The organism is Anaerolinea thermophila (assembly GCF_020723905.1).
Lineage (GTDB): Bacteria > Chloroflexota > Anaerolineae > Anaerolineales > Anaerolineaceae > Anaerolinea > Anaerolinea thermophila_A.
Genome location: NZ_DYHZ01000005.1, coordinates 13114 through 39313, shown reverse-complemented (window position 1 = coordinate 39313; position 26200 = coordinate 13114). Strand labels below are relative to the sequence as shown.

Here is a 26200-nt window from a genome sequence, read left to right as displayed (position 1 = left end):
CACGAATTTTGGGAAAACAGGCAATAAACATTAGCAGAAGATTAGAATTTTGAAAGCCTATTGACTTTGCCTTTCAATTTGTTGTATAAAATGATGCGGCTTTTTCAAGGGCGGATATTTGCCCTGTGTAGATGAGCGGAACATGGTTTCCGCTCGTCGCCTGCATGGGAATTGATAAGGAGAGTCCAGTTTATGATGATCCGCGCAAACGCTTTGACCAAAGATTATGGAAATCGCAGGGCTATAGAAAACCTTACTTTTAACGCTCGCAAGGGTGAAATTTTAGGCTTTCTGGGACCCAATGGTGCAGGAAAGACAACCACCATGCGGATCTTGACCGGCTTTATGCCGCCTTCTTCCGGTAGCGTGGAAATTGGCGGGTATGACGTTATTGAAAACTCTTTAGAGGTCCGCCGGATCGTTGGATATCTTCCCGAAACTGTCCCATTGTACGCCGATATGACGGTCTATGAATACCTCGAATACATGGGCAGTTTGAGAAAAGTTTCCCATCTCGAAAACCGGATTAAAGAAACGCTTGAACAGGTTGAATTAAGTGAGCGCTCGAACAGTTACGTAGGCGCCTTATCCAAAGGCATGCGCCAGCGCCTTGGACTGGCACAGGCACTGATTCACAAACCCGAAGTCCTGATTCTGGATGAGCCAACCATTGGGCTGGATCCCGGGCAGGTAGTTAACTTCCGTCAATTAATTCGGGAAATTGGGAAGGATAAAACTGTTCTGTTATCCACCCACATTTTGCCGGAAGCGCAACAGGTATGTGATCGGGTCCTGATTATTAACAACGGGCATATCGTTGCTGAAGATACCCCGGAACAGCTTCAGGCAAGACTAACCGGTTCACAACGGGTGTTCATTCAGATTCGCGGAGATGCGCAAGAAGTTCTCCCGCTGATTGAACACATTCCCGGAGTGATTCGAGTCCAGTTGCGGAATCAGGACAGCCTTGAATTTGAAACCCTTCCAGGGAAAGAAGTGCGCCCAGCAGTAGCCAAAACACTCATCCAGGCAGGGTTCGATTTGCTCCAGATACAAAACATTAACCTCAGCCTGGAAGAAATTTTCCTTAAATTAACTCGAGAAGAGCCAGCAGGGGTTATCGAGAGCCAGAAATAACGGAGGCAGGGAGATGCGCAATATCTGGATCATTGCCCGAAAAGAATTCAAGCAATTTTTTGTTAGTCCGGTGGCTTATGCTATAGCCCTTGCCGTTTTTCTCATCATGGGCGTATTGTTTTACGCCACCATATTATCCGCCGCTTACCAGCAGTATGCGCCAGGAGTGCAGGTGATTCTCGGTCCTCTGGCAACCATCTTCCTGTTCACTACCCCGGCAATTACCATGCGTGCACTTCCTGATGAACAACGCACCGGAACCCTGGAATTACTGCTCACTGCCCCTGTTCGAGACTGGGAACTGGTGATTGGAAAATGGCTGGGTTCGATGGGGTTTATCCTCACCATTCTGCTGGTGACATGGGTATATCCAATCATCCTGAACCGTCTGGTTGACCCGGGGATTGATCAGGGAGTACTGGTCAGCGGGTATCTGGGGTTGTTTTTAATGGTGGCAGCATTTGCCGCCATTGGAGTAGCCGTTGGTACCCTGTTCAGCAATCAAATTGCGGCTTTCTTCACCACGCTGGGGATTTTACTGGTCCTGTGGATGATTGGATATCCTTCAACCGCCAGTGGCGCGCTGGGACCTTCCCTGCTATCGTATCTCGATATCAGTGAACACTTCTATCCCACTTTTTATCGAGGCATCATTGACCTGAAAGACGTGGTGTATTTCCTCAGTCTGATTGCGCTGGCACTTTTCCTTGGTTCCATTTCAGTTGAATCCCGGAGGTGGCGATAATGAACTCCTCTATCCGCAAATATGCTCCGGTTGGATTAATCCTTGCGCTATTGGCAACTCTTAGCGCCATTGGGTTTGCGATTGTGCATCGCTCTTTCACCCTGGAAGTGCAAGTCAGCCTTGCGATGATTGTTATTGGGCTGGCGCTCTTTGTGTTACTGGATCCTCAAAAAACCCGTGAACTTCTCACCGGACGGCAAGCCCGCTACAGCAGTAATGCTTTTGTACTGGCGCTGGCGTTTACCGGGATTCTGATTGCGCTCAATTATCTGGTTTATACACGAGCCCCTCGCTGGGATTTGACCGAAGATCAACAACATACCCTGGCAAAAGAAACCCTGGAAACACTGAAATCGCTCAAGGAGCCTGTGGTTGCCGAGGCGTATTACAGCAGCCGTTTCCCTGCTACAACAGCACAGGATTTACTGGAAAGTTATCAATACAATTCCAACGGGAAATTTACTTATGAGTTTATTGACCCCGAAAAAGATCCTGTTCGGGCTCGCTCGGCAAATGTCAGCCGGGATGGAACCATTGTATTGAAACAAGGCGGACGCTCCGAGCAGGTTACCTATGCCAGTGAAACCGACATTACCAGTGCACTGGTTCGGCTTGCAAATCCTGGGCAGCGTACCGTTTATTTCCTGAGTGGACACGGGGAATACAGTCCGGAAGATTCTGGTGATCGTTCTTACTCGGAAATCAAGAGCCTGTTAAGCGCCAAGAACTATACTGTTAACACATTAAATCTTCTGGCAACCAGAAACATTCCAGAAGATGCACTGGCACTGATTATTGCCGGTCCAGACAAACCTATCTCCACGGAAGAAATGACCTTGATTCAGGCTTATCTGGATCGTGGTGGATCATTAATTTATCTGGCAGAGCCTACCATTGTCACCCAGTTTGGGGATGCGGAAGACCCCCTGGCTACCTACCTCGAAAAACAATGGGGTATTCGACTGGGAAAAGACATGGTGATTGACCTTAACTACAATCCGCCAAGCGTTGCCGTTTCTGCCAAGTATGCTCAGCACCCGATCACCGAGCGCATGTACAATCTGGCAGTGGTCATGCCTTCTGCGCGAAGCATCTCTCCAGTTCAAATTGAAGGGACGGACGTACAATCCTTTATTCTGACCGAAACAGCACAGAATTCCTGGGCAGAAACCGACTTTGTTTCTCTGAAAAACAATCAGGCCGCTTTCAACCAGGAACAAGATATACCTGGTCCCATCGGGTTAGCCATTGCGGCAACCAACGCGAAAACCGGCGCCCGCGTGGTGGTCATCGGCGATTCCGATTTTGCCAGCGATCGGAATTATGCCCAGTACGGCAATGGGGATTTCCTGATCAACAGTATTGACTGGGCAGCAAAACAGGAAAATCTCATCAACCTGACCCCCAAGAAAACCACTCAGCGCATTCTCATCCTTCGGAATAACATCACGCTGGGGGTTATCTTGCTGACTACCGTCTTTGTGATTCCCGGGCTGACCCTGATTGCCGGGATCATGGTCTGGATTCAACGTCGCCGCAGAGGGTAAAAGCCATGATTCGCCGATCAACCTGGGTTGTCTTCGCAATCTTTCTTATCGTTGCGGTTCTGGTAATCCTTCTCACCAAGACACCAAACGCTCCGTTGTCTGTCTCTCAAACGCCAGAACCGACTGCTACTCCTCGCATGATTCAGGATTGGAGTTTGGAGGAAATTACCAGAGCCACCCTGATTCGTGCCATTGGCGGGACCACAGATCTGGTCAAACAAACAGATGGACAGTGGATGAATCAAGGGGTTGGGCTCGTTCCCGCCGGAAGAGTAGAACAATTGCTTTCAGAATTATTAGCCACCCGAATTCTCGCAGAGTTACCAGCCGATTACTCCCTGGAGAGTTTGTATCTGGTAAATCCCGGGCAAACAATCCTGCTTGAATCAAGGTCGGGGAAAAAACTTGAAATTCGGATTGGCGGGTTAACCCCAACGGGAAACGGGTACTATGTAAAGGTACAGGATAATGCCCCGATTGTAGTGAGCCGTTATGCGATAGAGGCAGTTTTTCAGGGTTTTGATGTGGCTTTACCAGACACTCCTACACCTGAAAATACCCTCTCTTCGCCATAAACCTGAAATCCTTTAACGGGTATTGAAATTAATCTGAAAAACATGTATTCTGAATTAATGGCTTATTTGAAATATTCCATCTCGGAAAGAGGTGTATGACTGTGACAATGGATGATGCATTACTTAATGTAGTAGATGAAGATGAAGAATATCCTGTAATTGCCCGGTTAATTGATCTGGGACGGCAAAAATCGTACGTCACCATAGACGATATTTTGCATTTCTTCCCGGAAGCCGAGCAAGATGTTGAGCAACTGGAAGAGGCTTTTGCCGCTCTGATGAGTGCTGGTATTCCCTATTTAGAGGATGAGATTGTTGAAGAACCAGCCGAAGAAGAACTGGAAGCGCACGAAGAAGAAGCCATTGAAGAAGGGGAAGAGGATAAATCTCTTGTCTTAGATGACCTGGCTAACATTGATACGGATGACACGATCGGGTTATACCTGAAAGAGGTCAGCCGTGTTCCCCTGCTCACCGCCGAAGAAGAGGTTGAACTGGCTCAGCGCATTGAGCGGGGACGCATGGCACGTGAAGAACTGGCACGCGGGAACGTCAGCCCCAAACGACGCCAGGAATTACGCCGTCTTATTGAAGACGGCTGGGCGGCGCGCGAACATCTCATTACGGCGAACTCACGCCTGGTCATCAGCGTTGCCAAGAAATACATGGGAAGAGGTGTTCCGTTCCTGGATTTAATTCAGGAAGGCAATATCGGCTTGATCCGCGCTACCAAGAAATTTGATTACCGCCGCGGACACAAGTTCAGCACCTACGCTACCTGGTGGATTCGCCAGGCAGTCACTCGCGCTATAGCCGATCAGGGACGCACGATACGCGTTCCCGTGCATATGGGAGATCAAATCAACAAGTTGCTGCGCGTGCAGCATCAACTCACACAAAGACTCGGGCGCGAACCTACCGTTGAAGAACTGGCTGAGGCACTGGATGTCCCTCCGCGCAAAGTGGAAAATATGATTCAGGTGGCTCGACGTCCTCTATCTCTGGAAACCCCTACCGATGACGAAGAGGACTCCGTCCTTGGGGACTTCATCGAAGACGAAGAAGCCCCCCCTCCGGACGACACCGCCACCTACAATCTGCTCCGCCAGCACCTGGAAGAGGTGTTGAATACCCTACCACCCAGAGAAGTTCGGATTCTTCAATTGCGGTATGGGTTGCTGGACGGGCAAGCCTACACTCTAGAAGAAGTCGGACGGAAAATGGGTGTGACGCGCGAGCGTGTCCGTCAAATTGAAGCCCAAGCCCTTAGCCGCCTCCGTCACCCCTCCATTCGGCGAAAATTGCGAGACTATCTTGGCGATTAGCCCATTCAAACTGAAACGCTTCCCCACGCTTTGGCACAATAAGGCGTGGGGAATATTTTTCATGCATAACTTGCACAATCCACAGGTTTATTGCATACTTAAGTCTGGAAGGGAGGGTATATGGCGAGAATACCTCTGCGCGCCTACGCCCGTGAAGTAGAAAATTTAATCGAACACGGACAGATAGAAGAAGCCATTGCACACGCGAAAAACATTCTGAAACAGTTTCCTAAGTATATTGAAGCCTATCGCCTGCTGGCGAAGGCTTACCTGGAAAGTCAACGATACACCGAGGCTCTGGATATTCTGCAGCGCATCTTATCCGTGTTTCCCGATGATTTCATCGCTCACCTTGGAATGAGCATTATCCGAGAAGACGAAGGAAATCTGGACGCCGCCATCTGGCACATGGAAAGGGCATACGAAGTTCAGCCCTTTAATCGCGCCGTTCAGGATGAGTTGCGACGTCTGTATGGAAGACGCGACGGAGTTGAACCTCCCCGTATCCGTTTGACCCGTGGGGCGCTGGTACGCATGTATGACCGCGGCAACCTCTATCCTCAAGCCATAGCCGAAATTCGCGCTGCACTTGCGGAGGATGGCGCCCGTCTGGATTTACTTGTCCTGCTGGCAAAAATGTACTTCCTTTCAGGACAGAAAATTGAAGCGGCAGAGGTAGCCTCCTCTCTCATCAGCAAACTCCCTTATTGTTACGAAGCCAACCGAATCCTCGTCGAAGTACTCCCCGAAACCAGTCGAGCGGGAGATGCCCCTCTCTTCAAACAGCGTTTACTGGCACTGGATCCGTATCTGGGATTCATCTCTCCCAATGCTCCTACCAGTGATCAGGTACCCGAGCAAACCGTGATGGTGGAACATCTGGACTGGGCACCTTCGATGGTGGAAGAAGCCGCGCCCGATTGGGCAAAAACCATCGGGGTCGAATGGGAAACCGCCAGCCAGGAAGAGGAACTTCCCGACTGGCTCAATGCTCTGGCTCAGCCTGCAGAGACGTCTGCACCTCCATCACCAACGCCTGCAGTTACACCTCCTTCATCTCCGGAAGAAATCCTGCCCGATTTCCTCAAATCTGCGGGGTGGATGCCTTCTGAGGGTGAAAACCTTGAGGCGGAACAGGGCACCTTGATCGGCGGTTTTGAAGAAGAAGAGATCCTTGAGACAGAGGCAGAACCGGTTGAAGCAGAAATTCCCGACTGGCTGAAGTCCTTAAAACCTTCGGTTGAAGAAGAGATCAGCGAAACCCCCGAACCACCTCCCGTCGAAGAAGAACGTCTGGACTGGCTCGAAGAGATTCTTCCTCCACCATCTCCAGAAGTCAAGCCCGAGGGAACGGAAGAACTTCTATCTACTGAGTGGATGTTCCCGCAAGAGCCATTCCCAAAGCCTGAAGGGAGCGAAGAAACCGGATTTGATTCAGAAGCCATTCCTGACTGGATGCGATCAGAAGCCACTTTGCCTGAAAGCACGCTTTCTACAGGCGAAGAAGAACTTCCAGACTGGCTCAAAGTAATGGAAAGCACACCAACTGCAGACGTCAAGGAAGAAGAAGAGTTGCCAGAATGGCTGAAATCTTCCACTCCTGGAGAGTTTCCAGGCAGTGAAGCACCGGGAATCCCTTCAGCGACTGAGGAGATTTCTCCAGAATGGCTTGAAACCCTGGCACCGGTCAGTGAAGAGCCCACTCCGCCATTAACAGAGCAACAACCTGAAGCAACCTTATGGCTCTCCGAGAGTGAAGAATTCCCCACCCCTCAACCCTCCGAAGAGACAGAACAGGAACCTGAATGGCTTGCTGCAATAGAAGAGGCTCCATCTTCTGTAGTAGAAGAAACACCACCTCATGGAGAATCCTCTCCACTGGCTCAGCAGGATATTTCCCTGTCCGAGACCCCGCCTGAAGATCTGGAGGCGGCACTGGCATGGATGGAAGCCCTGGCAGCCCGTCAGGGTGCGCCTGAGGAAACGTTAACCATCTCGTCGCCTGAGCAACGGAAGGAAGAAATTCCTGACTGGCTCAAGGAACAAATTCATGAGGAACCGGTTGCGGAAGAGAAAGTCACTCTCTCCACCCAGGAGCCTGAAACTCCCACTGAACAATGGACTGAATTAATTGCCGGTGAAGCAGAGGTCACCATTCCGGAGCAAACAGCAGAAATTTCATCGGTGGGTGAAGCAACAGAGCAGTCTCCGGATCTTTCGGATATAGATGCTGCCCTGGCATGGATGGAAGCGCTTGCCGCCCGTCAGGGGGCTGAACCGGAAACGCTGACCATCACTCCACCGGAGCAACGTCAGGAAATCCCTCCGGATTGGATCAAAGAAGAACTACAAGAAGCAGAATCCTCCGCGGTTTCCGAGATTGAACTCCCCGAAGAGGTTCAACCCTCTGCCATCACAACAGAGAGGGAGGAAATACCACCCGCAAAGGGAGAAAAAACTCTGGAAGAGATGTCTCCTGATGAAGCCTTTGCATGGCTGGAAAGCCTTGCTGCCCGTCAAGGGGCTCAGGAAGGGACCTTATTCACTCCAGAAGAAGAACGTCCTGAAGTTCCTCCCATCCCTGAAAGTGTCATAGAGGAGACTCTGGAAGAGGCAGAAGAAACTCCTCCGGTTTCCATGAAGGAAGAACCCGAAGCAGAATGGATACCTGAAGAGGCACTTCCAGAAATTCCTGTAGCGGAGACGCAACTGCCAGTAGCCGAAGAACAAAAAGAAGAAGTGGAAATTCCGGAATGGCTGCGGTCTTATGAAGAAGAACAGAAAGCGCAACCACCTGTTTGGGAACCGCCCAGCCTGGAAATCAACCCTGAAGAAGTGCCAGATGAAGCCTTACCAGATTGGCTGCGTGTGACTCCGGAAGAACACGAGCCAGTGCCAACCATCACTCGGGAAGAGCCTCCAGCCCTGCAACCGGAAGAAACCACACCCGCTTCAGAGATTACCCCCACAGCAGAAGTAAAGTACGCGGGTGAAGGCGAGCCTTCGCCTGCATGGGCAGCGATACAGGCAGGAAACATCTCCAGTGCAGTGGATACATATTCCTTGCTGATTCAAGAAGGCAAAGACCTGGAAAAGTTAATCTGGGAAATTGAAGAGGCTCTAAAAGTTCATCCTCGTGAAGCAACCCTCTGGCAGACATTGGGCGACGCGTACTTCCGCGCTGATCAAGTCGCCAGAGCGTTGGAAGCCTATACCAAGGCAGAAGAATACCTACATTAAACACTTTGGAGGTTTTGTGGAACGGACATTTGTATTGGTGAAACCGGATGGCGTCCAGAGAGGTCTGATCGGTGAAGTCATTTCCCGGCTGGAAAGACGCGGTCTGAAACTCGTAGGAGCCAAGTTTTTACAGGTCAGTCGTGACCTGGCTGAAGAGCATTACGCCGTGCATAAGGGAAAATCCTTTTACGAGGGATTAATTCAGTACATCACCTCAGCGCCGGTGATGGCAATGGTGTGGGAAGGTCCCAATGCGGTGGCTGTGGTCAGGCAAACCATGGGAGCCACCCGCCCTTACGAAGCCTCCCCCGGCACCATTCGACATGATTTTGGGCTGACGGTTAGCCGCAACTTAACCCATGCATCTGATTCTCTGGAGAATGCTGAGGCTGAAATTAATTTGTGGTTCCAACCAGAGGAAATGGTCTCCTGGGAACGGGAGATTGACCGGTGGATTTTTGAAAGCAACGGATAGTTTGAGAAGGAACCGGGTTTCCCCGGTTTCTTTTTTGTGATTTTCTTGACAGGGCTGACCGACCATGATAAACTATAGCGCGTTCGGGGGCGTGGTGTAGCGGTTAACATGCGGCCCTGTCAAGGCCGAGACCGCGGGTTCGAATCCCGTCGCTCCCGCCAGAAGAGACCCTTGCTGAAAAGGCAGGGTTTTTTTCTTATCATCCCCCCTGAATTTTCAACATCCTGTCGGGTCTATGGTCTATAATCAATACATCCCATTTCGTGAGGAGTACATCGAATGAGTGATCATTTTGCCCTCTACCTTGATCCAGATGCCCCGATTGATGATCGGGTTAACGATCTCATTTCCCGCATGACTCTCGAAGAAAAAATCAGTCAAATGTGCAATTCCTGTGCAGCCATTCCGCGGCTGGGCATTCCTGCCTATGATTACTGGTCTGAGGCATTACACGGTGTGGCTCGAAACGGGAAAGCCACTGTATTCCCTCAAGCCATTGGAATGGCAGCAACCTGGGACCCCGAATTGATTGAACGCGTAGCCGATGCCATTGCAACCGAAGCCAGAGCAAAATTTCACGAAACTTTGCGGAAGTTTGGGAAAACCGAGATTTATCAGGGGCTGACCATGTGGTCACCTAATATAAACATCTTTCGCGATCCAAGATGGGGAAGAGGGCAGGAAACCTGGGGAGAAGATCCTTACCTGACCGGAGAAATGGGAGCGGCATTCGTCAGGGGATTACAGGGAAAAGATTCTCGATATCTGAAGACTGCCGCATGCGCCAAACATTACGCCGTCCACAGTGGACCTGAGAAAGAACGCCATACCTTTAACGCAGTGGTCACCCGGAGAGAGTTATTCGATACGTATTTACCGGCATTCAAAAAATTAGTCACTGAAGCAAAAGTAGAAACCGTCATGGGGGCTTATAATCGCACCCTGGGCGAGCCCTGCTGCGGAAGTCCATTCCTGCTCAAAGACATTCTCCGAAATCAATGGGGATTTAAAGGGCATGTCGTCTCGGATTGTGGCGCCATCAGTGATTTTCATCTGCACCATCAAGTGACCAGAGATGGTGCCGAATCCGCCGCTTTAGGGATAAAAAGCGGCTGTGACATGGCTTGTATCTGCACGTATTCTTACGAAAATCTGACCGAAGCCCTGAATCGCGGCTTAATCACAGTAGAAGATTTAGACAATGCCCTGCGCAACACCCTGCGTACGCGCTTCAAATTAGGATTATTCGATCCACAAGAGAAAGTGCCTTATGCAAGCATTCCAATGAGCGTGGTGGGCTGCGAAGCGCATCAGCATCTGGCATATGAAACCGCCGTGAAATCTGCCGTACTTTTGAAGAACCGGAATCAAATCCTGCCCATTAAACCGGAGGTTAAGAGCATCCTTATTGTAGGACCCAACGCCGGGAACGTCCACGTCCTGTTAGGAAATTATTATGGGCTAAGTGATTCCATGACCACCTTCCTTGAAGGCATGGTGGGCAGACTTCCCGAAGGGGTAAGAATGGAATTCATGCCAGGAAGTTTGCTGACCCATGCCAAGAAGATTAGAAACGATTGGTCAGTTGCCTCAGCGGCTTCTTTTGATCTGGTCATTGCGTTTATGGGGCTTTCTCCTCTGCTGGAAGGGGAAGAGGGGGAAGCCATCCTTTCTGACAACGGAGACCGAGAAGATATCTCTCTCCCGCCGGTTCAACAGGAATACATTCGGGATCTCGCCGCTACTGGCGCCCGGATTGTGTTGGTACTTACGGGCGGCAGCCCAATGGCATTACATGGAATCGAGAATCTGGTAGAAGCCATCCTGTGGGTTGGGTATCCAGGTCAGGAAGGTGGAAAAGCCGTTGCAGATCTGCTCTTCGGGAACCAGGTGCCTTCCGGCAGGTTACCCATCACCTTCCCGGTTTCGACCGAGCAACTTCCCCCGTTCCGTGATTATTCCATGCGGGAAAGAACATACCGCTATATGACCACCCCTCCCCTTTTCCCGTTTGGTTTTGGACTCAGTTATACCCGTTTTGAGTACCGAAACCTTCAACTGGAACGGGATGTTTTACCGGCCGGGGAAACCCTGCGAGGTTCGTTCACTTTATCAAATGTGGGAGACTATGAGGGGGAAGAAGTGGTTCAGATTTACCTCAGCGATCTGGAATCTTCGACGATTGTACCGCTTCAGAAACTGATTTCTTTCCAGCGCGTTCGATTGAAACCCGGACAAAGCGCTCAACTTTCCTTTACCGTTTCCCCTGAAGCAATGATGATGATAAACGACGAAGGAAAGCCTGTGCTGGAACCCGGAAAGTTCAAAATCAGCATCGGAGGAGCCGCTCCCATCCAGCGTTCGATTGAGTTAGGCGCTCCCTCTCCTGTCATTGCCTTTTTTGAAGTAACAGGGTAAGATTTTACTCAACTGTTTGACTTCGCTGTATCACTTCAAAACACATTCGGCTGTTGTGATAGGGGCATTTCCAGAAGTCCACCAGCGGACGCCGCTGGGGTTGAAGGTCGCGGGAAGTGCCCCATTTCCATTCTCCAGAAGGATGATGCAGATGTGTTTGAATCCAGTGCCAGGTCTTTTCAGCAATTCGTAAATATTCCGAATCTCCGGAAATTTGATACGCATTGACACAACCTATAACGGTTTCTGCTTGAAGCCACCAATCTTTCTGACCACCATTCATCAAAGCACCATCTTCATCCAGACCCTCAGCCAGAACCCGCCCAACCAGTTGTAGAGCTCGCGCTTTCACAATAGACAGCAAGGTCTCATCTCCAAGCACTTCAGCGGCTTCGACCAGCAACCAGCTGCCTTCAATATCATGCCCAAAAGAGACAACTTCACTGAGCGGATGCCACTCTCGATCAAAGAATAAACGAAAGTGGTCGTTTTCAGGATGCATGATTCTGTTCAGAAACAGGTCAATGCACTCTCTCAGACGAAAAAGCAATACCTCATCCCGCCAAACGCGGGCGAATGTGGTGAAAGCCTCTAACAGATGAAGATGAGAGTTCATCGATTTTTCCGCCATCAAATCCTGAGGCGAGATCCGGGTATCTGACAAAGGTTGCCATTGCCGATCAAAGCCGTCAAACCATCCTCCGTAACGATCGTCGTAGGCTACCCTGTCCAAAAGCCGGAAGAGGGAAACAGCAAGTTCAAGGGCAACTGCATCGTCAAAAGCCTTTGCGTATTCGCTCATTGCATAAAGAGCATATGCATTGGCAAAGATAAGTTTTCGCGAATCCAAGGGTTGCCCTTTGAAATCTACCAACCAGTAAATTCCTCCATACTCCTTATCCCAGATGTGCTTCAGGAAGAATTCCCACCCATGGCGCGCCGCCTCAAGGTAGGCAGGCTCATGCCACAATTGGAAAGCATGAGAAAACGTCCAGACCACACGAGCCTGTAAAGTTCCCCCTTTAGAAGCATGCGGATCGGGAATCCCCTCCTCGCTGACCAGCCCATAATATCCCCCGTCAGGATCCCTGACCGTATTCATCCAGAAAGGGAGAATCCTGCCCCGGACTTCCTGCTCCATCTCGCCCGCTAAGGTTTTCAATGTCTCCATAATTCCTCCCATCTACAGATCATAAAATTTGATACAGACCGGAGAAGGAACATCCAGTGAAATCCCTGCCGGCTCAACCCTGCCTGTTTCAGGATAACGATGAAAGAGGACTACGCGATTGGAATACTGGTTTGCCACCACGATGAATCTCCCTGTGGGATCAATGCCAAAGTTTCGGGGCCAGGAACCCTCCACCGTTGAATATCCCACCGGAAAAAGAGTCACCTTTTCCGCATCCAAAACTCTGAAAATTGCCAGGCTGTCATGCCCCCGGTTTGAGACATACAGGAAAGATTCATCCTGAGACAAATGAATATCGGCAACGATATTCTCCTGTGAAAAATCGGAGGGCAAAGTAGAGACCGTCTCTATTAATTCCGCGAATCCTTTTTCGCAATCCCAGCGAAAAACGGATACAGTGTTTCCCAATTCATTGGCTACAAAAAGAGTCCTGCCGTCCCGGGTAAATGTAAAATGACGGGGACCAGAACCCGGGGGTAGCGTAATTTCTCCATGGTAAAGGAATCTGCCCCGTTTCCGATCAAGGCGATAGAGCATCACTTTATCCAGTCCCAAATCTGCGGCAAGGAGAAAATTACGGGATGGGTCAAAGTCAATCGAATGGGCATGGGGAGATTCCTGTCGGGCTTGATTTGGACCCAACACCCCCTGATGTTGCACCCAATCCGACAATTCCCCTAAGGATCCATCTGGAAGAATGGGATGAAGTGAAATGCTCCCTCCGGTGTAATTTGCACACATCACCCATTCTCCCCGGTGATCTATGCTCACATAGCAGGGATGAGCCCCCTGAGTGGGTTTTGCATTCAGAAAGGTTAATGCCCCCGTCTGCGGATGAATCGCATACGCACTTACCATCCCTTCCATTAACTCATTGACAGCATAAAGCACTCGTTTTCTGGGATGAAATGCGAGAAATGAGGGATTCAAGCCGGGAGCCGAAGAAGAAAAGACCATTCTTCCCGTCACCGGGTCCATCCAGTAAACAAAGATGCCTTCTTCACGATGTGACTCAGATGGATCAGATTGGGTATATGTTCCAATATAAACAAAACGTGTCATAGTTAATTTAGTCTCCCATCAGGTTAACAATCTGGATATTCCTTAACTTAAACTTGCTTTGGCGATTATTGCAGGAACGATTGTGTGTTTCTTCATTCCAAACCCCGGTTGGTGCTGCGGAAGGCACAATTCACTTTTACTCCCTCTTCAATATAGCATAGAGTCTAATTGCAAAGGGAATTGAACCATCACTTCTGTTCGGGAATTAAGGCTTGAAGGAGAGGTTCAACCCATCGTTGAGTTTGTCGGTTATAAAGGCCGAACCCGGCACAAAATTCCCAATATGCCCATGAGAAACCATATCTTTCAGCAGAGCGCGCCACATATTCCGTCCATCTTTGCCTGGATTCCAGATCGGCTTTTGAGTAAGCGCCAAACTCCCCCAAAAAGATCGGACGGGCATACTTCTGAGACCACCGGAAGGCAACATCGAAATCGGAGTCAATCGCCTTTTTTTCCCGCTCATTTCCTTCCCATCGGGTACCCAGAAACTTCTCCGTCCCGGGAACCCATTCCGCCCCCTGATGGGTAAACTGGAAAGGAGCATAATAATGGACGGTCACAATGAGATTACGTTCTTCTTCTGGAAGCATCAGCGACTCTAAGGCTTCTATGCTGTTCCAGTTCCCCGATCCGGCAATAATGGTGCGATTTGGATTGGATTTGCGAATGATCTGAATGGCTTCTGCAGCATAATCATTCCAGATCAGTGGCTTAAGCGCTCCATGAGGTTCATTGAGTAATTCGAAATACAACGATTCGGGGTAAGTGCGATAATGGAAAGCAATCTGTTCCCACAGCGCCAGAAAGCGATCATAATGGAGATCTGGCGTCTCCATGAGTTCCTCATAGTGGTGAATGTTGATAATCACATTCAGGTCATTCTTAAAAGCCTGTGCAATTGCCCAATCCACCCGGTCAAAGAAGTCTGGATCAATTGTATAAGGTGGATCCAGTGAGGCATGAGTGTTCCATCGTACTGGAATCCGAACGCTATCAAAACCCGCTGAGGCAATCAACTGAAAAAAAGATGCATCGAGCGTCACCCCCCAATCCCCCTCATTGGGCGCTTCCAGTGCATTTCCCAGATTAACCCCCCGACCCAGCCGGCGATTTTGCTCGAAGGCATACTGATCAGGGGCAGATGTGTGATCAGGAGCAGAGGGAGTTATTATCCGCGATACTGTTGAGGAGGGCATCACCGTCCCCGAAGTGTTGCCTTCAATGGGTGGAATATCGGTTTCACCTGACAAACCCCGCGTTTCCGAGGGGAAAACTCCAGCACATGCACTCACGAGGAACGTCATAAGAATGACAACGAGGGGATTGAACACGGATAAACTGGATTTCATCGCACCATCCGGTCATGATGGATTCGGATAACGGACGGAAAGGATCTGTCCATCCCGCAGATCCACCACCATGTGAGCGTATTCTTCGATCATCGGGTCATGGGTAGCCATCAACACCGTAATCCCTTCTTTCACGGCAATGTAACGGAAAAGCGCCATGATTTGTCTTCCGGTGGTACTATCCAGTTCTCCGGTTGGCTCATCTGCAATAATCAAATCCGGTCGCGTTGCCAGCGCTCGGGCAATGGCAACCCGCTGTTGCTGTCCGCCTGAGAGTTCCCAGGGGCGATGATGTGCCCAGGGACCCAGCCCAACGATCTCCAGCGCCCTCATGGCAAGTTTGTGTCTATCCGCCTGTTTATTGGCTATCCGCAGCATTAACTCGACATTCTCCACCGCAGAAAACATAGGCATGATCGCAAAAGACTGGAAAACAAAACCCAGCCTCTGTCTTCTTAATTCGGTTTTGGCTTCCTCATCCAGTTCAGAAAGTCTGATTCCGAAGAGTTCTACCTCGCCTTGAGTTGGTGAATCCAGTCCACCAATCATATTCAGCAACGTGGTCTTTCCTGAGCCGGAACGCCCTTTCAGTGCCGCTAAAATCCCTTGTGGTATCTCCAGCGAGACGTCCTTCAGCGCAATCACCTGAGAAGAACCAACTTCATAAATCCGCGTAACACCGCTTACCTTCACAATCACAGCACGATTCTTGAGGGATTCGGGAATATCTGCAATTCTGGTTTCTTCCATGACTCTGTTCCTTCTACTTCCAACCAAGCCATTTTAATTTTTTGACACTTCCAGGTTTGGGTTGCGGACCTTTTTCACCGGAAAACAGAATCGCAATTTGCTCTTCAATGCTTAAGCTCTTGAGCGACTCACCGCCTTCCCCCTCTACCGGTTTGATGATAATTTTGCCGTCTTCGATTTCCATTTCAACTCTTTTCCCGATCCCTAACTCTTCACGGATTTCTTTTGGAATCTGTAAACGTCCGGCGGAATCAAGCACCACAAATTCTCTGTAAGAAACTTGCGACGGCATCAGCGAGACCTGTTCTCCGGAAGATTCGCCAGCCATTAAAGCCTCCAGTTGCGAAACCTGACGAACAGTCTCTGTGGAAATTTTGCCATCCCGAATGGCTACCACACGATCAACCTGTTCCGCAACGCGAGGATCGTGGGTCACAATAACGATGGTCAGGTTTAATTGCTCCTTCAACCGTCTGAAAGTATCCATAATGGTTTGGGCAGTGGCAGAGTCAACTTCGCCGGTAGGTTCATCCCCCAGCAAGAGAACCGGTTTATTTGCCAGAGCAACGGCAATGGCAATGCGCTGTTGCTCCCCGCCTGAAAGTTGGGTCAAACGATGGCGACGGCGATGAAACAATCCTACGGCCTCAAGGAGTTCATGTGCCCATTCCCTGCGCTGTAGTTTATGGTGGACTCCAGCCATGATCATGGGCAATTCAATGTTTTCTTCAGCGGTCAGATAAGGGATTAAGTTTCGGGAGGTCTGTTGCCAGACAAAACCGACCTTCATCCGCTGATATTCATTCAGGGCTTCATCCGAAAGACTTAAGAGGTCAATCCCATCTACAGTCACCTTCCCCGCAGACGGACGATCCAGCCCTCCAAGGATATTCATTAAAGTGGTTTTGCCAGACCCTGAAGCCCCCACAATGCCTAACATTTCCTTACGAGGAACGGTCAAATCCAGTCCTTGAAGCGCCACCACTTCCAGATCAGCGATTTTATAAATTTTGACCAGATTCTCACAAACGATCAACGGTTCCGTATTTGGCATATGTATCACCTGTTACAGGGCTTCACCCATCTTCACAGCCTGGAACATCTTCATTCTCATGAGAGTCCAAATCGTTCCTGCCATCGTCATTGCCAGAATCAATGCAAAAGCCAGACTCAATCCCAAAGCCTCTCCCCAGCCAATCAGCACTTGAAATGGGGGCACTGTCTGCCCTCCTGAAGCGGAAATCTGGAGAAATGGAATGAACAACACGCTGCTCGCCAATCCCACTGTGGCACCGACGACAATCGCTACACCCATCAGAATAGTCTGTTCTAATATAAGGTTGGCGATGAGTTGCTTCAGAGACATACCAATGGCCTGTAAAATTCCCAGTTGAATGAACCTTCGGCGAAGGGAAGCATAAGAATACAGGACAAAGCCAATTCCCGGCATCAAGCCTGTAAACAAGAAACCTACATTCAACACTCCAAAAAGTCCCACACGTTCAGGTCGGTTAAGTTCCTCACGGATTTTCTCCAAAGCCCTTCCTCTGACATCAATAACCGCTCCATCTCCTCCAACCAGCGATCGTAATTCCTGGCGCAGTTTAATGAGATCCGTGTCGCCCTTTAATTTCATCCAGATATCGTACCCGATGACCTCATCCGGGAGTTCAAAAAGGGAATCCAGATTCACCACCAGGGTCGGGCGTTTGTCGGGAAAAACAGTGGGGAAATAAGAATAAATACCCACCACAATCAGTTCCCGTTCATTTCGTTGATCGAGGATATTGACGGTGGTAAGAAGCGTATCGCCGATTTTCAACCCGAGTTTCTCCGCCAGGTCTTCTGGCACCAGAACCCCCATGGGTTCCAACCCCAGAGCATTCATGAGTTCCCCAAAGGATACTTTGGCAAAGTCATTGCGGTGAAAGGCTACCAGGGGGAAATCCAGGCGATCAATCCCCATGAAAATACATTCTTGCTCCCCAACCCCATAAGAAAATGTACCCGGGTATCTTCCCACACGGGTAACATGTTCGACACCGGGCAACTTGAGATGCTCTTCCATCGAGACATAACTATCCAGGTTCAAGTCGGCTTCGGAAATCGTGCTGGTCGAAGACCCGGAAAAAGAGGTATTGCCGGAAGAAACAGCGTACTCATGAACGACAAAGTCTGTGCCTTCCCGGTAATAGATCGAGTCATAAGTCCACTGATCCAGCGTCTTTGCAGTAGAGGCGGAAAAAATTGCCAGACTTAACGAAATCATGATCAGAAGCAATGCGCTTGAATAGTCGGCGGGACGGCGAGCAATCTGCTGAATTGCCAGATACGCCCATACTTGAGGGATGTTTTCCAGAGCCTGTGATAGAAAACGCACCAGTAAAGGCAGAAAACGCAGGACAATCATACACAGGGCAATGACAAACAGCGCTGGCGCAACAAAAAGAAGCAAATCGCGGTATTGTGGATTGGCGGCTGGATCCAGCGCGGGAATAAAGCGCAATTGTTTGGCAAACCCGCTTTGGGTGATATAAGCGTAAATCCCGGGCAGCAATAACAGGAAATCCAGATAATACCGTTCCCACAGAGGCTTACGGGAACCCCTTCCCTGTTCCTGCTTAAGTCGGACAATACTGATCTGGCTTGCTGAAACCCCGGGGAGAAAGCGAGCAATGACAATAATGACAATGGTAACAAGATACCAGGTCAGGTTTATCCCCTGAATGGAAAAAGGAATTGATGGACGAGAGGCAAACTTTAAGAACGAAACCGTATGTCCAATCAGATTCGCCGCCATCCAGCCAAGCAATAATGAAGGAATCACAGAAACAGCCACAAGAATCACGCTCTCCACCAGATTGAGGCTGGCAATCCTGATCCAGGAAGTGCCCCGTCCCCGCAAAGTCACTGTTTCCTGCTCGTATTGCTGTACCGCAATGGAGGCAGTCAAACTGATAAATAAGAGCGCCAGGACAACCATGGGAGACCCCGTGGCGTAAAACATTGTGGTGAGCGCATCTGCCCGTTCCTGATAGGCTTGCAATGCTTTTAATGGAGAATAATCTATCGTGATCCCAGGAACCCGCCGCCGCAGTTCCGAGTCCAAACGTACCAACCCGCGGGCGTACTCCGGTGCATTTGCAAAATTCAGGCGTCGGTCATCGAGAATCACATACCACGAAGCAGTAAATACGGGTCTGGCAAAGAACTCCGCCATACGTGCCTGATAGGTTTCGGCTGGAATCCAGAGAGCGGTAGCAAAAGCCGTTTTTGGCAATTCATACCAGAGAGGGTCCTGAGAGTTGATCGGCGTCCAGATCCCTGTAATGACAATTTCGAGGGGACCATTCCGGAATCGGTCTCCAACGTTGAGGAACATTTCGTCCGCCGTGCTTTCCAATACGGCTACCTCAATGGGTTCCCCACTCTCTTTGCAAGGTAAGGGCCAACGCCCATCTACAATCCTTCCCATAGACGGGACATTGTCCTGAGCAACAAACGACATGACCATCCACGGCTGATCCGATGGAAGCGAGCCACGGGGGGTAAGCGGTTTTAATCCAATGGTGGCAGATTGCACCCGCATGATGATGGTGCGTGCAGGGATACCTATCAATCGCATGGAATTGTCCTGGATAAACCGGGTAGTTTCCTGCACCTTATCTACATTCAAAGGCGCAGTTCCCTGTTTATCCATGGCAGACATATGCAAACTAAACAAACTTCGTCGAGTGGTAAGGGCTTGCTCGATTAATTGCGCCTGTAAAACCTCACTGGACACACCATGAGAAAAGATGGGGACGCAAACCACCATCGCAAGGACCGCAACGATTCCCAACAGGGCACTCATGCTCAATCCAAGATTGTGGCGTAATCGTTTGACTACCACAATCGTCATTGCTGCGAAAGACAGCAAAAGGTCCTTTGCCGTTGAAATCCAGGATGCCAGAAGAACAGGCAGAGCCATGATAAGCCCGGTAATTACCTGACGAAGTTGTTTTGCACCAATCTCTCGACTGGAACGGACTCGCATAAAGAGCCTGTGGAGTTTCGAGCGCATTGTCCTGGGACTCCTTCCTACGGTCCAACAACCTGATCGCCGGGTTGAAGGTCAGCAAACACTTCCACTCGATCCAGAGACTTTAAGCCAATCTTTGAAATTTCCACCCGTCGGCGTTTTTCTCCCTCTTGTACAATGACGAATTTCAACCCTTTGTATTCTCGAATAGCAGCAGGCGGAATCAGCAGGGCGTCGTCTTTCTTTCCTAAAACGATCTTGAGGGTTACAGACCGCCCCACCCGAATCTGGTCACGGGGAACATCCTTTGAGACCGTAAAATACATAAAGTCGCCCGATGAACGCGCAGAAGATGCTCCTTCGACTTTCGCGCTGATGGGCAGAAATCCAGGCAGGTACTCTGCAGGATAACCTTCAGTGTCATTTTCTTTGAGGAATAATTTCACCTCAGTATCCTGATTTAATCGAGTAACCAGTTCGGAATCATATTGAACACGGACCACCAGATCAGCAGGGTCTCCCACAATAAACGAGGTGAAAAACGCATCTACCGATTGTCCGGGGCGAATAATACTGCGCAGGATAATGCCGTCAAATGGCGCAACAATTTGCCGTTCTGCCAGTAATTTTTCCAGTCGTTCTACCGCCAGTTGACTGCGCCTGACGGCTTGCTCTGCATAAGTAGTGGATTGGTTTTCCAGAATCTGCAAGCGCATTTCCGCAAGGTTTAGATTTTGCTGGGTAATTTCCAGATTAGCCTGAGCACGCTGTTTTTCCAATCCATAGGACTGATTTACAGCCATTTGCGCAAGTTCCACCTGTTTCTGCAAAGTAAAAACTTCTACCCTGGCTTTTTCCAGATCATAAGCAAACTGGGCTTTTTCTTTTTCATAATTTGCCTGAGCCACTTCCAGATCAATACGCGCCTGTTCCAGTTGATTCAACAAATCATCCACCTGAAGTTCCGCCAGAATATCGCCCTGTTTGACAGTATCTCCCTGCTTAAACACCACCCGGCTCACATAACCGGAAGCCCGAAAGAATAACTCTTCCTGCCTGGATGGGACGATTTCCCCTATTAACGTCCTTTCTTCCACGATGGGTCCCCGCTCGACTACGAAAATCGAGCGTTCATAATTGGAAACCTGTGGAACCGGCGTGGGAGTAGGTTTCCCGGCAATTTCCCCTCCAGAGCAAGCCGAGAGGAAAAACACAAAAATCGTCAGGATGAGGATGATGAACGTGTGTGTTCTCGACATAAAAAGACCTCTTATAAAGATGGAAATTCAATGTGTTGCGCGGTTCAATCTTCAGGGGGTAACGTCATTCGATGATCCTGATGGTTAGAGTTAACGGAATGAAAGCCTTCGCCAGAACGCTAAAACGCTTACCTGATTGTTATCCTGCAGAGCGCCTGCACTTCGTATTGTAATCTAAAAATCCTTCCTGCCACGGTAAACCTTAATCCATGAGTATGCTAGAATGAATCCAGGAACTGTATCTGATGTTTTTTTCCTCAAACTTAACAGGTGTGTGAAATTTTCCCGGTTTGAACAAATCTCCTGAGGAGTGCCTATGCGTGCCATGCAGATTACCCGTATCACTTCTGTACTGGATGATCCTGAGCCATTGCACCTGGCAACAGATGTACCCATTCCACCATGTCAGAACGATGAGGTGCTGATTCAGGTTTCTGCCTGTGGGGTCTGCCACACGGAGATTGACGAAATCGAAGGCAGAACCCCACCAAAACAATTTCCCATGACGCCCGGGCATCAGGTCGTGGGAAGAGTGATTGAAGTCGGCATACCGGCAAATGAGCCTCTGCTTGGGAGAAGAGTAGGTGTAGCGTGGATTTTTTCGTCCTGTGGATCGTGCGAGTACTGCCTGACCGGGAGAGAGAACCTCTGTCCACAGTTTCGTGCCACAGGAAGAGATGCTCACGGTGGGTATGCTGAATACATGACCGCTCCTGCGGCATTTGTATATCCGATTCCGGACAATGTAGAAGATATATACGCGGCGCCCCTTTTATGCGCAGGGGCAATTGGATATCGTTCTTTATGGCTGTCCGGGATCCAGAATCAACAGAACCTCGGGTTAGTGGGGTTTGGCGCTTCTGCCCACCTGGTGCTGAAACTGGTAAGATTCCTCTACCCCGATAGCCGGGTTTTCGTATTCAGCCGAACCCCGGCAGAGCGGGAATTTGCCCGCGAACTGGGAGCCCAATGGGCAGGTGGAATTGAAGAAACCCCACCAGAACACCTGCACGCGATCATTGACACTACCCCTGTCTGGACACCACCTGTGCAAAGCCTGAAGCATCTTCTTCCCGGGGGACGTCTGGTCATTAATGCCATCCGCAAAGAACATGCGGACCTCTCCATCTGGCTGTCTCTTGAATATGAACGGGATCTCTGGATGGAAAAAGAGATCAAGAGCGTTGCCAATGTCACCCGGAATGACGTGAGTGAGTTTCTCAAACTCGCTTCACAGATTCCAATCATTCCAGAAGTGGAGGTCTTCTCCCTGGAAGAAGCCAATCTGGCATTGAAAACCCTCAAACAACGGAAAATCCGTGGCGCAAAGGTGCTGAAAATCCTGTAATCACAAGTCCTGATAAGATACCTGCCAGCAAGATGATCATGTACCGTCGGCTGTATGGATCTGTACAGGGTTTCATGGAAACTCAGCCAACATTTTTTGTGCTAATTTTCTGGTATCCTGATATAGAATATATACAACAATCGGTTGGGAGCGCTAACAATGACCGAACTCAACCTTTCCATCATGGATCGCGGTCCAGATACTCTGAAGTATCTCAAACCCCTGCTGGACCAGTTTTATCATCAACAAAACATTCGCGTAAATGTCCATCTTATTGGCTGGCAGAATGGGCGCAGTGAACTGGTACGCTATGCCATCTATCATACTGCCCCGGATGTCTCGGAAGTGGGCACAACCTGGACCAGCGATTTGATAGCCATGAACGCTCTGCGACCTTTTTCCCCCAGTGAGGTGGAAATCTTCACACAGACAGGCGACTTCCTTCCCGCCGCATGGGAAAGCACCCATCTGGCTGGCAGAGCCGAAATTGTATGGTCCATTCCATGGCTGGCGGAGAGTATTCTGGTCCATTACCGGAAAGATTTACTGGAAAAAGCCGGGTTGGACCCCGTCAGCGCTTTCAGCACCCTCCCACAATTCCAGAAAACCGCTGAAGCCTTAAGAGCCACCGGAGTGCCCATTCCGGTAGCATTGCCTGGCAAGAACAGCAACACCGTCCTGCTCCAGGCAATGGCGTCGTGGATCTGGCGTTTTGGAGGTGATTTTGTATCCCCCGATGGAAAAAAAGTGCTGTTCACCTCGCCAGAAGCCTATAACGGTATGGAAGCCTTCTTCAATCTTTTACGTACTGCCTCCGTTGAAGGATTACAAATGCTCGATTCGCTGGATGTGTATGGTGTGCTCCATCAGGGGTACGCAGCGGTTGGGTTCGGCGCGCTCTGGCTGAGAAATCGCACCGACTCAACCCGACCTGAAATTTACGAACATCTCTCAACGGCGCGCATCCCGGGCATCCCCTTCGTCGGCGGCTCCAATCTGGTAATCTGGCGAGAAAGCCGCCGGGAGCAAGCCGCGCTGGAACTGGTGCGATTCCTGACGAGCCCGTCGTCACAAATTTACTATGGGCGCGCTGTGGGAATGCTGCCAACCCGCATCAAAACCCTCGCACTGGAAGATTTCCAAACCGACCCAGCCATACAAACCGCCATCGACTCGCTTAAAGCAGGACGTTCCTTCCCGAATGTCCCTCTCTGGGGAATCGTGGAAGACCGCCTCAAAATGGCAGTCTATCAGATCTGGATGGCATTTATGCGTAATCCTAACCTCAATCTCCGCGAGACATTAGAGCAAACAGTGGGACAAACCGGGAAACAGCTCAGTCTTACTCTCTCGCAAACCTGAAGCCATTCTGTCTATCGCACATGATACGCCCCTTCAACCACCCATTTATACGTGGTCAACTCTTTTAATCCCATGGGTCCCCGGGCGTGAATACGCTGGGTGGATATAGCCACCTCTGCTCCCAGGCCAAACTGACCTCCATCCGTAAAGCGTGTGCTGGCATTCACATATACTGCCGCAGAATCCACTCTCCGGATAAAGGTTTCTGCCAGTTCTGTATTCTGGGTCAGGATACCATCCGAATGTCCGGTACTGTGTTGTTCAATATGCTGAATGGCTTCCTCGAAGTTATCCACCACCCGAATGCCCAATACCAGACTCAACCACTCGGTGTCAAAATCGCCGGGTTGAGCAAGCACCACATCCCCTGTGGGATGGTCTCGCAGAATATTCCACGCCTCCTGATCCACCCGAAAAGAGACCCCAGCCTCTCCAAGAACACGGACTACCTCTGGAAGAAATTGAGATGCAATGGAGCGCTGCACCAGTAAGGTATCCAGAGCATTGCATACAGTAGGACGCTGAACTTTAGCGTTAAGAATCACCGGTAAGGCTTTTTCCAGATCTGCGCTTTCTTCCACAAAGAGGTGACAAATCCCAATCCCGCCCGTAATCACCGGGATGCGGCTGTTTTTCCGGCAAAATTCGTGCAGGGATGCTCCACCCCGCGGAATGATTAAGTCCACAAATTCATCCATCTGAAGAAGTTCCAGAACATAACGGCGGTCTGTGTCCTCAATCCATTGAACGCACGCCTCTGGTAGACCTGTCTCCACCAGCACCTCCTGGATACAATGAACCAGAGTACGATTGGTTTCAACGGTCTCGGAACCGCCCCGTAAAATCACCGCATTCCCTGACTTCATTGCAAGGCCCGCCACATCCACGGTCACATTTGGACGGGATTCATAAATCACCCCCAAAACACCCAGAGGCACCCTCCTTTTATGCAGACGTAAGCCATTGGGCAAAACCTGTTCCTCGAAAATTTCTGCCAATGGGTCGGGAAGATTTGCCACCCGCTTTAAATCTTCACTCATACTTTGTAAACGGGAAGAAGTGAGCAGAAGGCGATCCAGCATCGCCTCTGACAAGCCAGCACGCAGAGCATTCTGGTAATCCCGGGCATTGCTCTTCAAAATTTCATCGGTGTTGGAAAGCAAACGGTCTGCCAGACGATTCAGAACTTCTGCTCTCTGTTGAGAAGTTGATCCAGCCAGTTTTATGCTCGCCGATCGAGCCCGTTTTCCCATCTCATGCAGATTCATCATCGCCATTCCTCATCAATACCATGTGATTGTGATGAACCACTTCCTCTCCAAAGGTGTAGCCTAAAATGGACTCAATCTGATCCGAGTGCTTACCGGCAAAGCGCTGAACTTCGGCAGAGGAATAATAGGTCAACCCCAGAGCCAGTAATTTGCCCTGCTCATTCAAGATCCGAATGGTGTCGCCGCGTTCAAAGTCCCCTTCTACGCGCATGATGCCAACAGGCAACAGACTTCCACCTCTGGAAAGGGCACGCGCTGCGCCTTGATCTACCCACACCCCCGCCTGAACCTGATGTCCGGCAAGGAGAAAACGTTTACGCCCTTCCAGATGGCTGATCATCGGGGCAAAGCGAGTTCCAATTTTTTCTCCATTGACTATACGAAAAACGATGTCTTTTTCTTTCCCCTGTGCAATCCATACAGTCGTGCCGCTTCGTCTTGCCAGATCGGCGGCGCGCAATTTTGTCACCATTCCGCCAGTCCCTAACCCGCTACGACTTCCTCCCGCCGCTTCCCATAAGGTTTCAGGAATTTCTTCCGCAGGAACTTCTTGAATCAGGTGTGCGTTTGGGACTAAACGAGGATCAGCGTTAAACAATCCCTCCTGATCGGTCAGCAGAATCAACTCATCCGCTTCAACCAGGGCAGCAACCTGAGCCGACAGGGTATCGTTATCGCCAAAGCGAATCTCTTCTGTGGCAACGGTATCGTTTTCGTTGACAATCGGAAGAATACCCTGAAGAAGTAAAGCCTCAAAAGTATCTCTGGCGTTCAAATACCGCCGCCGATCCATCAAGTCGGCGCGGGTCAAGAGCACCTGGGCTACCCGTTGATTGTAAATGGCAAAATACTCTGTGTACATTGCCATCAGCCGGGGTTGTCCAACTGCCGCAAGCATTTGTTTTTTAGGAATATAACGAGGTAATTCAGGATAATTCAAAGCCTCCCGCCCGGCAGCAATTGCCCCTGAAGAAACCAGAATGACATCCACCCCCTGCAACCGCACGGAGGCGATTTGTCGGGCTAAGTCCACCATCCGGGGAGGAGAAAGACGCTTTCCTCCGTCTGTAAGCGTAGAGGTCCCCACCTTCACCACAAGTCGTTTACCTTTCCGCATCGTC

General features: G+C 50.0%; 19 protein-coding genes and 1 tRNA gene. 11 read left to right on the top strand and 9 right to left on the bottom strand.

The window, feature by feature from the left end; translation table 11 throughout:
• Positions 1-192 precede the first annotated feature (192 nt).
• The 9 genes from LHF31_RS08640 (at position 193) to LHF31_RS08600 (ending at position 11462) form a co-directional block, all read left to right on the top strand.
• Positions 193-1137 carry an ABC transporter ATP-binding protein gene (locus tag LHF31_RS08640; RefSeq protein ID WP_298006089.1) on the top strand — a complete coding sequence of 315 codons (945 nt, stop codon included), beginning with the start codon at positions 193-195 and terminating at the stop codon, positions 1135-1137.
• Positions 1138-1150: 13 nt separating this feature from the next.
• Positions 1151-1882, top strand: coding sequence for an ABC transporter permease subunit (locus tag LHF31_RS08635; protein WP_298006094.1), 732 nt, complete (start codon positions 1151-1153; stop codon positions 1880-1882).
• Positions 1882-3429, top strand: coding sequence for a GldG family protein (locus LHF31_RS08630; RefSeq protein WP_303774130.1), 1548 nt, complete (start codon positions 1882-1884; stop codon positions 3427-3429). Before LHF31_RS08635 ends, LHF31_RS08630 begins: the two co-directional genes overlap by 1 nt.
• Before the next feature lie 5 nt (positions 3430-3434).
• Positions 3435-4004: a hypothetical protein gene (locus LHF31_RS08625; RefSeq protein ID WP_298006100.1), complete on the top strand. Its 570-nt coding sequence runs from the start codon at positions 3435-3437 to the stop codon at positions 4002-4004.
• Positions 4005-4111: 107 nt separating this feature from the next.
• On the top strand, positions 4112-5329 hold the full coding sequence (locus tag LHF31_RS08620) for a sigma-70 family RNA polymerase sigma factor (protein WP_363324765.1): 1218 nt from the start codon (positions 4112-4114) through the stop codon (positions 5327-5329).
• Between the two features lie 120 nt (positions 5330-5449).
• Entirely contained in the window at positions 5450-8569 is a 3120-nt protein-coding gene (locus LHF31_RS08615; RefSeq protein WP_298006106.1) for a tetratricopeptide repeat protein, read from the top strand.
• A gap of 16 nt (positions 8570-8585) precedes the next feature.
• A complete protein-coding gene (gene ndk, locus LHF31_RS08610; protein ID WP_298006108.1) occupies positions 8586-9044 on the top strand; it encodes a nucleoside-diphosphate kinase in 459 nt (152 codons plus the stop codon).
• An 85-nt stretch (positions 9045-9129) separates the two neighbouring features.
• A tRNA-Asp gene (locus LHF31_RS08605) sits at positions 9130-9205 on the top strand.
• Positions 9206-9323: 118 nt separating this feature from the next.
• Positions 9324-11462: a glycoside hydrolase family 3 N-terminal domain-containing protein gene (locus LHF31_RS08600; protein WP_298006110.1), complete on the top strand. Its 2139-nt coding sequence runs from the start codon at positions 9324-9326 to the stop codon at positions 11460-11462.
• Between the two features lie 4 nt (positions 11463-11466).
• On the opposite strand, the gene LHF31_RS08595 is transcribed toward LHF31_RS08600, so the two are convergent.
• The 7 genes from LHF31_RS08595 to LHF31_RS08565 form a co-directional block, all read right to left on the bottom strand.
• Complete coding sequence (locus tag LHF31_RS08595; protein ID WP_298006112.1) at positions 11467-12633, bottom strand: AGE family epimerase/isomerase; 1167 nt, start codon at positions 12631-12633, stop codon at positions 11467-11469.
• Between the two features lie 12 nt (positions 12634-12645).
• Positions 12646-13716: a lactonase family protein gene (locus LHF31_RS08590; RefSeq protein ID WP_298006115.1), complete on the bottom strand. Its 1071-nt coding sequence runs from the start codon at positions 13714-13716 to the stop codon at positions 12646-12648.
• 188 nt (positions 13717-13904) lie between these two features.
• Complete coding sequence (locus LHF31_RS08585) at positions 13905-14969, bottom strand: glycoside hydrolase family 5 protein (RefSeq protein ID WP_303774129.1); 1065 nt, start codon at positions 14967-14969, stop codon at positions 13905-13907.
• A gap of 111 nt (positions 14970-15080) precedes the next feature.
• Positions 15081-15818 (bottom strand): ABC transporter ATP-binding protein, encoded by a 738-nt coding sequence (locus LHF31_RS08580; RefSeq protein WP_298006730.1) that lies wholly within the window; start codon positions 15816-15818, stop codon positions 15081-15083.
• Between the two features lie 13 nt (positions 15819-15831).
• Positions 15832-16872, bottom strand: coding sequence for an ATP-binding cassette domain-containing protein (locus LHF31_RS08575; RefSeq protein WP_298006727.1), 1041 nt, complete (start codon positions 16870-16872; stop codon positions 15832-15834).
• A 12-nt stretch (positions 16873-16884) separates the two neighbouring features.
• Complete coding sequence (locus LHF31_RS08570; protein ID WP_303774128.1) at positions 16885-19854, bottom strand: ABC transporter permease; 2970 nt, start codon at positions 19852-19854, stop codon at positions 16885-16887.
• A gap of 44 nt (positions 19855-19898) precedes the next feature.
• Positions 19899-21098 carry an efflux RND transporter periplasmic adaptor subunit gene (locus LHF31_RS08565; RefSeq protein WP_298006722.1) on the bottom strand — a complete coding sequence of 400 codons (1200 nt, stop codon included), beginning with the start codon at positions 21096-21098 and terminating at the stop codon, positions 19899-19901.
• A 316-nt stretch (positions 21099-21414) separates the two neighbouring features.
• Between LHF31_RS08565 and LHF31_RS08560 the strand changes: the two genes are divergently transcribed.
• Together LHF31_RS08560 and LHF31_RS08555 are read left to right on the top strand one after the other, a co-directional pair.
• Positions 21415-22446 (top strand): zinc-dependent alcohol dehydrogenase family protein, encoded by a 1032-nt coding sequence (locus LHF31_RS08560; protein ID WP_303774127.1) that lies wholly within the window; start codon positions 21415-21417, stop codon positions 22444-22446.
• Positions 22447-22605: 159 nt separating this feature from the next.
• Positions 22606-23808 (top strand): extracellular solute-binding protein, encoded by a 1203-nt coding sequence (locus LHF31_RS08555; RefSeq protein WP_298006984.1) that lies wholly within the window; start codon positions 22606-22608, stop codon positions 23806-23808.
• Positions 23809-23819: 11 nt separating this feature from the next.
• Here the strand turns inward: LHF31_RS08555 and LHF31_RS08550 are convergent, their stop codons facing one another.
• Entirely contained in the window at positions 23820-25079 is a 1260-nt protein-coding gene (locus LHF31_RS08550) for a glutamate-5-semialdehyde dehydrogenase (protein WP_298006981.1), read from the bottom strand.
• Positions 25063-26196: a glutamate 5-kinase gene (gene proB / locus LHF31_RS08545; protein WP_298006979.1), complete on the bottom strand. Its 1134-nt coding sequence runs from the start codon at positions 26194-26196 to the stop codon at positions 25063-25065. The genes LHF31_RS08550 and proB overlap by 17 nt, the downstream gene beginning before the upstream one ends.
• Positions 26197-26200: the final 4 nt, after the last annotated feature.